The organism is Spirillospora sp. NPDC029432 (genome assembly GCF_040703975.1).
In the GTDB taxonomy this organism is placed as follows: domain Bacteria; phylum Actinomycetota; class Actinomycetes; order Streptosporangiales; family Streptosporangiaceae; genus Spirillospora.
The window spans coordinates 1-13,557 of record NZ_JBEZWH010000119.1; the positions used below are offsets into that span (position 1 = coordinate 1).

The following is a 13,557-nucleotide window of genomic DNA, read 5'->3' on the forward strand; positions in this document are numbered from 1 at the left end:
GCTGGTCCGCGACGCGGGCGGCCGGGCGCACCAGGACTTCAAGATCACTCGAAGCCTCGCCGGGCAGGTGACCTGGTCCTACCGGTCGACCTTGGAGGACCGTTCCCGCGGCCGTTCCGCTCGGGGGCCTTGGGCCTGCGCTTGGACGGCGCGGGCTTGGAGCCCGTCTCCTTCTTCGGCGGCTTGGCCGTCTTGGTGGGGGAGGGCGCCGGGGTCGCGGGCTTCTTCGGCTCCAGGCCCTCGCGGATGTTGTCGAGCTGGCACTTCCAGTTGTCGATGGTGCTGGCCGGGTCGGTGCCCTTGGGGCAGGGCGCGGCGGCCCGCCCCGCGGCGGCCGCCGGCGGCGCGCTGAGGGCGACCAGGACCAGCGCTCCGCCCGCCGAGACCGCCGTGGCCGAACCGAGTCGCTTCAGGCGCTGCTGGGGCATCTCACTCCTCCGACACTATTGACGAACCGCCAATAAGCCTAGGTGAGACGCGGGTCTCGCCACAAGAACGACGTTCGGTGCATTTCTGCCTCGGGAGCATCCCGCCAAACCTCGACACAGGCGTTCACGCCCGTGTTGCGGGCACCGTCAGCCCCGCCCGTTCAGAGGACGACGAGCCTGGCCAGGCGGGTGCGGCGGGGCGGCGCCTGGCGCTCGCGGACGGCCTGGGCCAGGGCCGGCCCGGCCGCCTGGACGACCGACAGATGCCGGCGGGCCAGCCCGAAGGCGGTGGCCACCAGCGGCCGCGACAGCGCCGCGGTGTCGTCGCCGCCGTCGGGCGGCAGCACCGCCACCACGGCCGGCCGCCGCGCGCCCCGGCCCAGCGCCACCGTGGCGGCCCAGCCGTGCCGCAGCCGGGACGCCAGCGCCGGCGGCACGACCGCCGCGCCGCCCGCGAACTCCACGTGCAGCCCTTCGGCGCCCGCGCCGGTGACGGTGCCGGTCTCGCCCACCGCCGCCTGCGGCAGCGGCGCCGCGACCAGCACGCGGTCGCCCGGGTCGAACCCGGCGTACTTGCCGGGGCCGGGGTTGAGCCGGGCCTTGAGCGCGGTGTTGAGCGCCGCGGTGGCCGCGGCGGCCGGCGCCAGCACCTGGACGTCCTCCACGGGGATCCCCAGCGCGCGCGGGATCGAGTCGGTGACCAGCTGGACGGCCCGGTGCACGGCCTCCTCGGCGGCCGCCGCCGGGACGATCACGACCTCCTTGCCGGGCGCCTCCACGGCCGCCAGCTCGCCGCCGCGCACGGCGGCGGTGAGCGCCGCGAGCGGGTCGCCGGGCGGGCCGGGCTCCAGCTCGACCACCGGCACGGTCTCCGACGCCTCCAGATCGTCCAGCGCCCGGCCGGGGCCGGCGGGCGGCAGCGCGCCGGGCTCGCCGCACAGCACCAGGTGCGTGCCGTCGGCGCACGCCTCCACCAGCACCGCGCACAGCTCCACGTCCAGCTGCGCCGCGTCCGTGAGGATCACGAGGTCGAGGTCCAGGGGGCGCTGCTCCCCGCGCGCGAAGACGACCTCCAGGCCCTCCTGCGGCTCCAGCAGCGGGTGCAGGCCGGTGACGAGGAAGGCGGGCTCGGCGTCCAGGTCCGCGAGCAGGTCCGCCGCCGCCCTCGCGGTCGGGGTGACGACGGCGGCGCGCACGCCCTGCCCGGCGGCGGCCGCGGCGATGCCCGCCGCCGCGCGGGCCAGGTCGCCGGCCGTCCCGCGCAGCACGCTCACGCCGGTGCGCAGCGCCGCCGTGAGCGCCAGCGAGCGGTCCTCGGCCAGCCCCGACCGCAGCGTCTTGATCGCGGCGTCGTCCAGGAGCGGCGCGGCCGTGGCGGTGAGGCGCTGGAACCCCTCGCCCGCCGCCTCCTCGGCCATCGCCCAGCGCGCCAGCCCGAGCACCTCCTCGGGCTCGGGGATCTCGTCCATCTCCTCCGCGTCCAGGGCGGCCTCGTCGAACTCGGCCTCCTCGGCCAGCGCCATCACCTCGGCCCCGGCCAAGGCGGCGTCCACCGCGCCCTGGGGGTCGGGCACGTTCAGCCGTTCCAGCGCGGCGACCACGTCGGCCGGCGGCGTGATCGTGTGGCCGTGCCGCGCCGCCTCGGTCAGCAGGTGGACGACCAGCGCCCGGCCCCGCCGCGGATCGTCCGGGCGGGCCTGGTCGCCCAGCGCGCGGCGGGCGAAGTGGTCGGCCTGCGCCGGCGCCACCCCCGGGACGCGCAGCAGCCCCCACGGGTCCTCGCGCAGCCGCCCGGCCGCGCCCGGCCCGAGCCGGGCCAGCGCCCGGCCCGCCAGCGACTCCGGCACGCCCGTCGCGGCGAACAGCTCGGCGAGCGCGGCGCGCTCGGCCCGCTCGTCGGATACGGGCGGGGTACCGGGGACGGCAGGGGCGACGGGGGCGCCGGAGGCCGCGGGAGCACCGGGAGCGGCCCCCGAGGGGGAGTCGGAGTGCGAGTCGGTCACGGGGACCGGATCGTAGTCGATGAACGGGCCCGTCAGGGGGATGCGGGCGCGATGTCGGAAACGTCGTCGAGCGCCGCCCGGATCTCCATCGGGAGCGTGAGGCCCTCGCTCAGCAGCGCCTGCTCCAGCTGCGCCGCCGTGCGCGCCCCGACGATCGGCGCCGCCACCCCGGGCCGGTCGCGCACCCACGCGAGCGCCACGCTGAGCGGCGTCACGCCCAGCCCCTCGGCCGCGGTCACCACCGACTCCACGATCCGCGCGCACTCCTCGTCCAGGTACGGCTGGACGAAGTCGGCGAAATGCGGTGCGGCGGCGCGCGAGCCCGCCGGGATCCCGGTCCGGTACTTGCCGGTCAGCACCCCGCGGCCCAGCGGCGACCACGGCAGCAGCCCGGCGCCGGCGTCCAGCGCCGCGGGCACCGCCTCCCGCTCGATGTCGCGGCGCAGCAGCGAGTACTCCAGCTGGGCGGAGATGATCGGCTCGCGGCCGGGCCAGGCGCGCTGCCACGCCCCCGCCTTGGCGATCTGCCAGCCGGCGTAGTTGGACACCCCGACGTAGCGGGTGCGGCCCGACACGACCGCCTCGTCCAGCGCCGACAGCGTCTCCTCAAGGGGAGTGCCCGGGTCGTAGGCGTGCAGCTGCCACAGGTCGACGTACTCCAGCCCCATCCGGTCCAGGGAGGCGTCCAGCGCGCCCAGAAGGTGCCGCCGGGACGCGTCGTAGCGGCCGTTGGGCCGGATGGCGGCCTTGGTGGCGACGACGACGGCGTCCCGGTCGACGGTCTCGCGCAGCAGGTGGCCGAGGATCCGCTCGCTCAGGCCGTCGCTGTAGACGTCGGCGGTGTCGATCAGGGTGCCCCCGGCCTCGACGAACGCCGTCAGCTGCGCGGCCGCCTCTTCGGGCTCGGTGTCGTGCCCCCAGGTCATGGTGCCCAGGCCCAGCCGGGACACCACGAGCCCGCTTCGCCCGAGGTGACGCTCTTCCATGGTCGGAACAGTAGCGGGACCGCGACCTGGTGACCCGCCGGGGTGCCGCGGGTTAGAGTGCCCAGCCATGGCGCCACCGCAGTTCTCGATGTACTCGCCGGGGCCCGGCCCCGACGACGGGACGTCCGTCGAGCCGCTCTTCGGCGCGGGCCGCGAGCGGGACCCCGGCTTCGCCGCCTCGGTCCGGGACGGGTCGGTCATCGGGCAGCTGCGGCGCCTCGTGCTGGTCCTGGTGGCCGCGCCGGTGCTCATCCTGGCCATCACCCCGCTGATCGTCCGCGGGGAGGCGCACGCCGGCGCGGTGCCCTGGTGCTGCCTGGCCCTGGCCGCAGTAGCCGCGGCGGTCGCGGCCGCCGGCCCCCGCACCCCGCCCCCGATGAGCCCGGGCCGGGCGCCCCGGGCGGCCGCCGCCGAGTCCCTGGGGCACTTCCGGCAGGCCCTCATGGTCCGGTACGCGCTGGCCGAGGGCGTGATCCTGCTCGGACTGGTGCTGGCCATCGCCTTCCGCAGCGAGCTGGTGTACCTGGCCGGGTTCGTGCTGGGCCAGCCGCTGCTGCTGTGGCTGACGCTGCCCACCGGCGGCCGGATCGAGTCCGTGCGGCGGCGCCTGGAGTCGCGGGGTGCCGAGTCGCATCTGTGGGCGGCGCTGCTGGCCTCGGCGCCGCGTCCCGACCGGTCCGCGTACACCGTGCCCCGCGAGGGCCCCGCCGCCGGCGCCGGTCAGGACCCCGGACCGGACGCGGACGGCGTCGCGAAGCCCTGACCGGGAGAGCCCTGAACGGGGACGGGCGCGGGCGCGGCCGAGGCGGGCCAGCGCGGCAGCCGGGGCCCGTTGTGCACGAGCAGGAAGATCAGCAGGATCCACAGCAGCACCAGCGTGATCACGGTGGCCGGCCAGACCTTGTGCCGCCTGCGCGGCGGCCGCCCCGGCCCCTCCGGCCCCTTCACAGCCACCCGCTCTTGCGGAGCCGGAGGTAGACGATGACGCATACGGTCACCATCACCAGCATCACGGTCGGGTACCCGTACAGCCAGCGCAGCTCGGGCATGTAGTCGAAGTTCATCCCGTACAGGCCCGCGATCATGGTCGGTACCGCGATGACGGCCGCCCACGCGGAGATCTTGCGCATGTCCTCGTTCTGCTGCTTGCCCATCAGCGCCAGGTGTGCGGTCAGCACGCTGTTGAGCAGCTCGTTGTGCGCGTCCACCTGGGCGTCCACGCGCAGCAGGTGGTCCAGGACGTCGCGGAAGTACTCCTGCGCGCCCCGGAACTCGGGCACCCGCCCGCGGACGATCTCCTGCAGCACCGGGATCAGCGGGTCCTGCGCGGTGCGGAACTCCAGCACCTCCCGCTTGAGGGAGTAGATGTCGGCGGTGACGTCGGCGGGGCCGGTCCGGAACACGGCGCGCTCCAGCTCGATGATGTCGAGCTCCACCTCGCGGGTCACCACGCCGTAGTGGTCGACGACCTCGTCGCACACCGCGTACAGCACCCCGGCGGGCCCGTGCGCGAGCAGCTCGGCGTCGCCCTCGAGCCGGTCGCGGACCGGCTTGAGCGGGTTGCCCTCGCCGTGCCGGACGGTCACCACGAAGCCGTCGCCGAGGAACAGCATGATCTCGCCGACCTCGATGTCGGAGGTGGCGTCCTTGTAGACCAGCGTCTTCAGCACGACGAAGAGCGTGTCGCCGTAGCGTTCGAGCTTGGGGCGCTGGTGGGCGGAGACGGCGTCCTCGGCGGCCAGCGGGTGCAGCCCCAGCTCGTCGCGGACGAGGGCGAACTCGTCCGGGGTCGGCTCGTGCAGGCCGATCCACACGAAGCAGCCGTCGGCCCCGCCGCCGCCGGCGGCCCGCGCGGTCTCGGCGCGCGCCGCGTCGAAGGCGTCGCTGATGTCGCCCTCGATGTCGCGCCGCACGCCCCGGGCGTAGATGGCCTTGTCGACGATCACAGGAGGCCATCCTGGCGCATCGGGCGGCGCCCGGGGAACCCCGGCCGGCCGGCGGGCCGGGATCGCGGCCCGTGATGATCTCGTAGAGTGCCTGGCGTGACGACGCTTCTGCTGGTGCGGCACGGCCTCACCGCGATGACCGGCCCGCTGCTCGCCGGGTGGACGCCCGGGCTGGGCCTGGACGAGCGGGGCCGCGCCCAGGCGCGGGACCTGGCCGCCCGGCTGGCCCCCGTCCCGCTGGCCGCCGTGGTCTCCAGCCCGCTGGACCGCTGCGTGCAGACCGCCGAGGCCGTCGTGCGGGCGCACGGCACCCCGGTCGAGAAGATCGAGCTGGACGAGCGGTTCGGCGAGGTCCACTACGGCGACTGGACCGGCCGCCCGCTCAAGGAGCTGGCCGAGGAGCCGCTGTGGAAGGTCGTGCAGGCCCACCCCAGCGCGGCCCGCTTCCCCGGCGAGGACGGTGAGGCGATGGCGGACGCGCAGCACCGCGCGGTGAGCGCCGTGCGCGACTGGAACGCGCGGATCGCCGCCGAGCACGGCCCCGGCGCCACCTACGCGGTGTGCAGCCACGGCGACATCATCAAGGCGATCGTGGCCGACGCGATGGGCCTGCACCTGGACCAGTTCCAGCGGATCCAGGCCGCGCCCGCGTCGCTGACGGTGATCCGCTACACCGAGCTGCGGCCGTTCCTGGTGCGGCTGAACGACACCGGCGGCGATGTCGCGGATCTGCTGCCCCCGCCGCCCGGCGAGGACGGCGGTGGAGACGGGGGAGACGGTGACGCGGCGGTGGGCGGCGGCGCGTAGGGTCGAGTCATGCCCGTCATCTCCTATGAACTGCCGGAAAGGTTCGTCGCCGGGGCCGTGGGGCGGCCCGGTGACCGCGCCTTCTACCTGCAGGCCCGGTCGGGCCGCCGGGTCACCAGCGTGGGGCTGGAGAAGTTCCAGGTGACCCTGCTGGCCGAGCGGCTGGAGGAGCTGCTGGACGAGGTGCTGCGCCGCAGCGGCGGCGACGCGCCGGTGCCGGCGGCGACCCCGGCCGAGCTGCGCGACGACGGGCCGCTCGACCAGCCGGTGGAGGAGGAGTTCAAGGTCGGCACGATGGCGCTGGCCTGGGACCCCGAGGACGAGCACGTCGTCATCGAGGCGCAGGAGGTCACCGAGGGCGACGACGACGCCGAGGTCGGCGAGGACGACCCGGCGATCGTGGTGCTGCGGGTGCGGATCACCGCCGCGCAGGCCAGGGCGTTCGCGGAGCGGGCGCTGAAGGTGGTGGCGGCGGGCCGGCCGCCGTGCCCGCTGTGCGGGCTGCCGCTGGACACCGAGGGGCACGTCTGCCCCCGGCAGAACGGGTATCTCGGGTAGGAACGACTAGGACGTCTGGGAACGGCCGCGAACGGCTGCGAACGGCCACGAACCGTTCAGTGGCGGCGGAACGACACGGGGCGGATCGGGTGTGCTGGATCATGGACGGGACGGACGGAAGAATGAACGCATGACGCAGTCCTCCCGGGATCGTTCCCCCGCCGGCGACGGGCGCGGCGTGTCGCCCCGCGACACCGAGGGGGCGGAGGCGCTGCTGGCGCGCGGGCGCCTGGCGGTGGAGGGGCGGCTGGTCCAGGCGTCCAACGCCACGCTGTACTGCGCGATCGAGCTGGACGGGCTGAGCGCCGCCTGCGTGTACAAGCCGGTCGCGGGGGAGCGCCCGCTGTGGGACTTCCCCGACGGGACGCTCGCCGAGCGCGAGGTGGCGGCGTACGAGGTGTCGAAGGCGATGGGGCTGGACGTGGTGCCGCCCACGGTGCACCGCGACGGCCCGTACGGGCCCGGCATGGTGCAGTTGTGGGTGGAGCCCGATCCGGACGTGGACCTGGTGGCGCTGTCGCGCTCGGACGACGCGGCGATCCGCCGGATGGCGGTGTTCGACGCGGTCGTCAACAACGCCGACCGCAAGATCGGGCACCTGCTGCCGCCGGGGGACGGGCACGTGTACGGCTGCGACCACGGCGTGTGCTTCTCGGTGGAGTACAAGCTGCGCACGGTGCTGTGGCAGTGGCGCGGCAAGAAGCTCACCGGCGAGGCCGTCGAGGCGCTCGGCCGGGTCGAGGCGGACCTGCGGTCGGGGCCGCTGCGGGAGCGGCTGGAGGCGCTGCTGACGCGCGACGAGGTGGACGCGACCCGGCGCCGGGTGGACCTGATGCTCAAGCACCGCATCCACCCGTACCCGCCGGAGGACTGGCCCGCGATCCCCTGGCCCCCGATGTAGCGGAGCGGATGTAGCGGACCCCGGTGGGGCGGGCATTTCCGGCATGGTGCTCAAATAGGGGCCATGTGTACGGCGATCGTCAGCGTCGACCCCTCCTCCCCGGTCCCCGTCATCCTCGTGGGCGTGCGCGACGAGTTCACCGCGCGCTCCTGGGACCCGCCCGCCCGGCACTGGCCGGACCGCCCGCGCCTGGTCGGCGGGCGCGACCGGCGGGCCGGGGGCACCTGGCTGGCCGCCGACCCGGTCGCGCCGCGAGCCGCGACCGTCCTGAACGCCCGCGGCCCGATGGCGCCCGAGGACGCCCGCCTCTCGCGCGGCGAGCTGCCGCTGCGGGTCGCCGCCGACGGCAAGCTCGGCCGGATCGACCTGCCGCGCTTCGACCCGTTCCTGCTGATCGGCGCCGAGCCCGGCACGGTGCGGCTGTGGCACTGGGACGGCGCCGAGCTGGCCGAGCGGGAGCTGGGGCCGGGCCTGCACATGGTCCTCAACAGCGGGCTGGAGGGGGAGGGGCAGCGGGCCGGCGAGACCGAGGACCTGCACATGATCGCGCGGCTGGGGCACTTCCGGCCGCTGTTCGCCGGCGCCGCGCGCCCCGAGCCGCGCCCGGACGCCCGTACCGCGCGGGAGGCCTGGGGCGAGTGGCTGCCGCTGGCCGAGGGCGGCGGGCTGCCCCGCGCCGATCCGGCGTCGCTGCTGCCGCTCGTCGAGATCGGCGACGGCCGGGTCTGGGGCACCACCTCGGTCTCCCTGATCGCCCTGTCGGCCGACGGCCTGCGCTACGACTTCCGCGCCGTGGGCGGCACGGACGACGCGGGGGACGCGGGCGCCCCGGGAGCCGCCGGCGGATGGACCCGCGTGGTCTGAACGCGGCGGCCGGGGGCCTCTTGCGCGGGCACCCCTCCTTGTCTCACCCTGAGTGCTACCTTGACTACCTCGTGCGATCTTTGGGCGTCCGGACGGGGCCGGTCAGCGGCGGGACGAGGGGAGTTGCGCATGGCAGGCAGCCGGCCGCGGGGGGCGCCGCGATGACGTTCACCGAGCCGAAGGGCGCGGCCGGCGCCGGTGCGGGGACCGGCACCGGGGAGGGCGCCGAGGCGGGGCCGGCCGACGAGGAGCCCCGAGAACGGCCCGGCGGGCGAGAGCGGCGGGAACGACGGGAAGGGCCGGAGCGGCCGGAATACGTCCCCGCGCGCCGCGCCTGGCGGCGGTTCCGCCGCGACCGCGCCGCGGTGGCGTCGCTGGCGGTGCTGGCGGTGGTGGGGCTGTTCGCGCTCCTGGCGCCGCTGTGGGAATCGCTGACCGGGCACCCCTATGACGCCACGTTCCCGCGCACCGGGCTCGGCCCGTCGGGGCAGCCGGTGGGGCCGGGCGCGGAGTTCTGGCTGGGCGCCGACCAGCTCGGCCGGGACGTGCTGGTCCGCGCCGCGTACGGGGGGCGGATCTCGCTGCTGGTCGGGATCGGCTCGGCGGCGCTGGCCGCGGTGGCGGGCGTCACCGCGGGCCTGGTCGCCGGCTTCGCGGGCGGGGCGGTGGACGCGGTGCTGGCCCGGCTGATGGACCTCACGCTCGCGCTGCCGTACCTGCTGGTGGCGATCACGCTGGCCACCACGTTCCAGATCTCCTCGGCCGGGGCCGGGCTGGCGATGACCGTGCTGGTGATCGCGTTCTTCTCGTTCGCCGCGCTGGGCCGGGTGGTGCGCGGGCAGGTGCTGTCGCTGAAGGAGAAGCCGTTCGTGGAGGCGGCGCGGGCGCTCGGCGCGAGCCGCACCCGGATCATGTTCGTGGACGTGCTGCCCAACCTGGCGGCGCAGGTGACGGTGCTGGCCTCGCTGCTGGTCCCGACGGCGATGATGTTCGAGGCGACGCTGTCGTTCCTGGGCGCGGGGGTGCGGCCGCCGATGCCGAGCTGGGGCTCCATGCTCGGCGAGGGCGGTGAGGTGTTCCAGACGGCCTGGTGGACGCTGGCGGTGCCGGGCTCCCTGCTGCTGCTCACCACGCTGGCGTTCAACCTGCTGGGGGACGGCATCCGCGCCGCGCTCGGCGGCCCGGGCGGCGGCGGCCGCGCCCGGGTGCCGCGGGCCGACCGGGGGAGGTGACCGCCGATGGCGGCACTGCTGGTCCGGCGGCTGCTCCACGCCGTCCTGGTGCTGTGGCTGGTGTCGACGCTGGTGTTCGCGTTCCTGCACCTGTCGCCCGCGCCGGTCGAGCGCGTCATCGGCGGCCCGCGCGCCGGCGCGGAGACGCTCGCCCTGATCCGCGCCAACCTGGGGCTGGACCGCCCGCTGCCGGTGCAGTACGCGGAGTTCCTGCTGCGGCTGGCGCGCGGCGACCTCGGCGACTCCTACGTCAACGGCGGCGCGGTCGCGGGCCTGATCGCCGACCGGCTGCCGACCACGCTGGTGCTGGTGGCCGGCGCCGCCGTGCTGTGGCTGGCCGGCGGGGTGGCGGCCGGGGCGCTGACCGCCACCCGGGCGCGCGGCCTGTGGGACCGCGCCACGACCGTCCTGGTGCTGCTGGGGATGTCGATGCCGGCGTTCGTGATGGCGCTGGCGCTGCTGCTCCTGCTGTCGTCGTGGCCCGCGCAGGCCGGGCTGCCGCACTTCGAGGCGGGCCCGCCGATGCAGGAGCACTTCTGGCGCCGGATGGTGCTGCCGTGGATCTCGCTGGCGCTGCTGCTGACGGCCGCGTACGCCCGGCTCACCCGGGGGTCGATGCTGGACGTGCTGGAGGAGGACTACATCCGCACGGCGCGTTCCAAGGGGCTGCCGGAGCGGCGGGTCGTCTACCGGCACGGGCTGCGGGCCGCGATGGCGCCGGTGCTGACCCAGTTCGGCGTGGACGTGGGGATGCTGATGGGCTCGACGATCGTCACCGAGAAGGTCTTCGGGCTGCAGGGGGTGGGCCAGCTGGTCCACCAGTCGATCGCGGTGGGCGACAGCCCGGTGATCATCGGGGTGACGCTGACCGTCACCCTGTTCGTGATCGCGGCGAACCTGGCCGTCGACCTCGGCTACGCGCTGCTGGACCCGCGCGTCCGCCCGGCCTGAGCCGGCGGCCGGGCCCGCCCCGGCCCGTTCCGCCGGCCGATCTCGGTGATCTCGGCGTAGGGGGACGAACGGGGCATGGATAAGCTTTCCGGTATGCGATCGTGGCCCGTTCCCCAAGTGCCCAGCCTCTCCGCCGCAGGTCTGCCCGCCCCGGGCGGGCGGCTGCGCCTGCACGACACCGGGACGGGTTCGCTTCGCCCCACCGAGCCGGGCGAGACCGCCCGCATGTACGTGTGCGGCATCACCCCCTACGACGCCACGCATCTGGGTCACGCCAACACCTACCTCGCGTTCGACCTGGTCAACCGGGTGTGGCGGGATCTGGGGCACACCGTCCACTACGTCCAGAACGCCACCGACGTCGACGACCCGCTGCTGGAACGTGCCCAGCAGACCGGCGAGGACTGGCGCGAGCTGGCCGACCGCGAGATCGAGCTGTTCCGGGAGGACATGACCGCGCTGCGGATCCTGCCGCCCGACCAGTACATCGGCGCGGTGGAGGCGATCCCGCTGATCGTGCGGATGGTGGAGAAGCTGCGCGCCCGCGGCGCCACCTACGAGGTGGGCGACGACCTGTACTTCCCGGTCTCCGCCGACCCGGCGTTCGGCGAGGTGAGCCGGCTGAGCCGCGCGGAGATGGCGCCGCTGTTCGCCGAGCGCGGCGGCGACCCCGACCGGGCGGGCAAGAAGGACCCCCTGGACGCGCTGGTCTGGATGGCGCAGCGGCCCGGCGAGCCGGGCTGGGAGTCGCCGTTCGGCACCGGCCGCCCCGGCTGGCACGTGGAGTGCTCGGCGATCTCGATCGAGTACCTGGGGATGGGGTTCGACGTCGAGGGCGGCGGTTCGGACCTGGCGTTTCCGCACCACGAGATGGGCGCCTCGCACGCCCACGCCGCCACCGGGGAGTACCCGCACGCCCGCGCGTACGTGCACGCGGGCATGGTCGGGCTGGACGGCGAGAAGATGTCGAAGTCGCGGGGCAACCTGGTCTTCGTCTCCCGGCTGCGGCGCGGCGGCGCCGACCCGATGGCGATCCGGCTGGCGCTGCTGGCCCACCACTACCGGTCGGACTGGGAGTGGACCGCCGCCGACCTGGAGGCCGCGACCGCCCGGCTGGAGCGCTGGCGCGCCGCCGCCGCGCGCCCGGCCGGCCCGGCCGCCGCGCCGGTGGCCGCCGCGGTGCGCGGGCACCTGGCCGAGGACCTGGACGCGCCGGCCGCCCTGGAGGCGATCGACCGCTGGGCCGCCGAGCCGGGGGACGACACCGCCGCGCCCGACCAGATCCGCGCGCTGACCGACGCGCTTCTCGGCGTCCTCCTCTAGCCCGCAGCCCGCTGGACTCCGCGGCGCCCGGTCGCCAGGACGGCCGGGTGGCCCGGGCGGCTTGGGCCGGTTGCGGCGCCTGCCGGGGCGTCAGGCGGGGGTCGCCGACTGCTGGGCCGCGTACTTGCGCGCCCGGCGGGCGACCCGGCGCCGCGAGGCCCACAGCATCACCGGGATGCCGATCTGCCGCAGCCGCCGCGGGACGAGCCGGTAGAAGAACGCGTGGAACCTCAGCAGGCCCCACAGGACGCGGTCCTTGCGCTCGCTCCAGGGCAGCCCGTACTGGTCCCTGATCCGCTCGGGCAGCAGGCCGGTGGTGACGAACCGGTTGAGCCACAGGGCGGGCGCCATCCAGCGCAGCTTGCGCGCCCACAGCACCTCGCGCATGACCTCGCGGCCCGCGTCGGTGACCTCCAGCGACCCGATCATGCCGTCCATGTAGCGGCGGAACGCGTCGATGTCCTCGGGCTGGGCCCCGGGCGGGCAGCCGAGCACGTCCGCCACGTACCGGGCCTGGTCGATGTAGGCGGCGGCGCGATCGCCGCTGGGGGAGCCGAGCACCCGCTCGTAGACGAAAAGGGCGGCGTCGATCAGGGTGGCGTTCACCCAGACCTGGAGGTCGGGATCGTTGCCGGAGTATCCGGGGCCGGTGATCCGCTCGTGCATGCGGCGGATCGCGCGGCCCATCCGCGCGGCCTCCTCCTCGGTGCCGAACGTCACGATCATCAGGAAGTCGAGGGTGCCGAACAGCCGGTCGAGGGGCCGGTTGCGCAGGTCGCTGTGGTCGGCGACGCCCTGGGCGACCTTGGGGTGGGCGACCTGGAGCAGCAGCGCGCGGCCGGCGCCCAGCATGACGGCGGGCTCGGCGGCCACCAGGCGGAGAACGGAGCGGTCCGGTGCAGAGGCCACAGAGGTCGCGGCGGACACAGAGGCCGCGGGGGCCGCAGTGGACACTGAGTGGCCGGAGGGCGCAGGCGAGTCCGAGGGCCCAATGGAGTCGGGGGACGCGGCGGGCTCGGGGGTAACGGAGGGGTCGGGGGACACGGGGGGCACGGGCGGCACGGTGATCCTTCCGCCGAGGGCATGCGGTAAGTGCATACTTCCGCACGGTCCGTCCCGTCACAAGACTTCTTGGCCAATTGCCAACAAGCCCCGGCGGGCAAGGCGTCACTTCAGGACGTAGCAGTCCCAGTCCCCGGGCGTGCCCGCGCTGCCGCCGAGCCGGGCCTCGGCGTCGGGCGCGTACTGCGACCGGCAGACCTGCGTCATCGTGATGTGCGTGTCGACGCCGACGCCCTCGGGCTTGCAGTACCACTCGCCCGACCGGAAGTCCGCGGTGAAGTCGCCGCTCGCGTCGCAGTAGCGCTGCGGGTCGGGGGAGCCGAGCACCACGGGCGCCGGGTCCGGCCGCCCGCCGCCGCCCGCCGGATCGTCGCCGCCACCGCCCGTCCCGCCGGTGGGGGCCGGGGGGGCGCGGCGAAGTTCGAGGAGTTCACCGACGACGACAACGCCCAGTACGGGCACATGATGAACTACAATTACCCGACGGACCACACCC

Annotated in this window: 15 protein-coding genes; 8 read left to right on the forward strand and 7 right to left on the reverse strand. The window is 75.4% G+C overall.

Annotation, left to right across the window (positions count from 1 at the left end):
* Positions 1-44: 44 nt before the first annotated feature.
* From AB0881_RS40615 to AB0881_RS40625, 3 genes are all read right to left on the reverse strand, one after another.
* Positions 45-428, reverse strand: coding sequence for a hypothetical protein (locus tag AB0881_RS40615; RefSeq protein WP_366626130.1), 384 nt, complete (start codon positions 426-428; stop codon positions 45-47).
* 161 nt (positions 429-589) lie between these two features.
* On the reverse strand, positions 590-2,431 hold the full coding sequence (locus AB0881_RS40620; RefSeq protein WP_366626132.1) for a helix-hairpin-helix domain-containing protein: 1,842 nt from the start codon (positions 2,429-2,431) through the stop codon (positions 590-592).
* A gap of 32 nt (positions 2,432-2,463) precedes the next feature.
* Positions 2,464-3,417 carry an aldo/keto reductase gene (locus AB0881_RS40625; RefSeq protein ID WP_366626134.1) on the reverse strand — a complete coding sequence of 318 codons (954 nt, stop codon included), beginning with the start codon at positions 3,415-3,417 and terminating at the stop codon, positions 2,464-2,466.
* A gap of 67 nt (positions 3,418-3,484) precedes the next feature.
* Here AB0881_RS40625 and AB0881_RS40630 point away from each other — a divergent pair, with 67 nt between their 5' ends.
* Positions 3,485-4,180 (forward strand): hypothetical protein, encoded by a 696-nt coding sequence (locus tag AB0881_RS40630; RefSeq protein WP_366626136.1) that lies wholly within the window; start codon positions 3,485-3,487, stop codon positions 4,178-4,180.
* Here AB0881_RS40630 and AB0881_RS40635 read toward each other — a convergent pair.
* The gene (locus AB0881_RS40635) at positions 4,138-4,365 is read right to left on the reverse strand and encodes a hypothetical protein (protein ID WP_366626137.1); all 228 of its coding nucleotides are present in this window, start codon (positions 4,363-4,365) and stop codon (positions 4,138-4,140) included. The two genes, AB0881_RS40630 and AB0881_RS40635, sit on opposite strands and share 43 nt — an antisense overlap.
* A complete protein-coding gene (gene corA, locus AB0881_RS40640; protein ID WP_366626139.1) occupies positions 4,362-5,363 on the reverse strand; it encodes a magnesium/cobalt transporter CorA in 1,002 nt (333 codons plus the stop codon). The genes AB0881_RS40635 and corA overlap by 4 nt, the downstream gene beginning before the upstream one ends.
* Before the next feature lie 96 nt (positions 5,364-5,459).
* On the opposite strand from corA, the gene AB0881_RS40645 reads away from it, so the two are divergent.
* The 7 genes from AB0881_RS40645 to mshC all read left to right on the forward strand — a co-directional run bounded on the left by AB0881_RS40645 (position 5,460) and on the right by mshC (position 11,999).
* Positions 5,460-6,170, forward strand: coding sequence for a histidine phosphatase family protein (locus tag AB0881_RS40645; protein ID WP_366626141.1), 711 nt, complete (start codon positions 5,460-5,462; stop codon positions 6,168-6,170).
* Between the two features lie 9 nt (positions 6,171-6,179).
* Positions 6,180-6,728, forward strand: coding sequence for a DUF3090 domain-containing protein (locus AB0881_RS40650; RefSeq protein WP_366626143.1), 549 nt, complete (start codon positions 6,180-6,182; stop codon positions 6,726-6,728).
* 130 nt (positions 6,729-6,858) lie between these two features.
* Positions 6,859-7,629 carry an SCO1664 family protein gene (locus tag AB0881_RS40655; RefSeq protein WP_366626144.1) on the forward strand — a complete coding sequence of 257 codons (771 nt, stop codon included), beginning with the start codon at positions 6,859-6,861 and terminating at the stop codon, positions 7,627-7,629.
* A gap of 63 nt (positions 7,630-7,692) precedes the next feature.
* Entirely contained in the window at positions 7,693-8,493 is an 801-nt protein-coding gene (locus AB0881_RS40660) for an NRDE family protein (RefSeq protein ID WP_366626146.1), read from the forward strand.
* Positions 8,494-8,654: 161 nt separating this feature from the next.
* The gene (locus AB0881_RS40665) at positions 8,655-9,725 is read left to right on the forward strand and encodes an ABC transporter permease (RefSeq protein WP_366626148.1); all 1,071 of its coding nucleotides are present in this window, start codon (positions 8,655-8,657) and stop codon (positions 9,723-9,725) included.
* A gap of 6 nt (positions 9,726-9,731) precedes the next feature.
* Entirely contained in the window at positions 9,732-10,676 is a 945-nt protein-coding gene (locus tag AB0881_RS40670) for an ABC transporter permease (RefSeq protein ID WP_366626150.1), read from the forward strand.
* 93 nt (positions 10,677-10,769) lie between these two features.
* On the forward strand, positions 10,770-11,999 hold the full coding sequence (mshC, locus tag AB0881_RS40675) for a cysteine--1-D-myo-inosityl 2-amino-2-deoxy-alpha-D-glucopyranoside ligase (protein ID WP_366626152.1): 1,230 nt from the start codon (positions 10,770-10,772) through the stop codon (positions 11,997-11,999).
* Positions 12,000-12,089: 90 nt separating this feature from the next.
* Here the strand turns inward: mshC and AB0881_RS40680 are convergent, their stop codons facing one another.
* The gene (locus tag AB0881_RS40680; RefSeq protein ID WP_366626154.1) at positions 12,090-12,872 is read right to left on the reverse strand and encodes an oxygenase MpaB family protein; all 783 of its coding nucleotides are present in this window, start codon (positions 12,870-12,872) and stop codon (positions 12,090-12,092) included.
* A gap of 294 nt (positions 12,873-13,166) precedes the next feature.
* The gene (locus AB0881_RS40685; RefSeq protein ID WP_366626156.1) at positions 13,167-13,523 is read right to left on the reverse strand and encodes a hypothetical protein; all 357 of its coding nucleotides are present in this window, start codon (positions 13,521-13,523) and stop codon (positions 13,167-13,169) included.
* Positions 13,524-13,557: the final 34 nt, after the last annotated feature.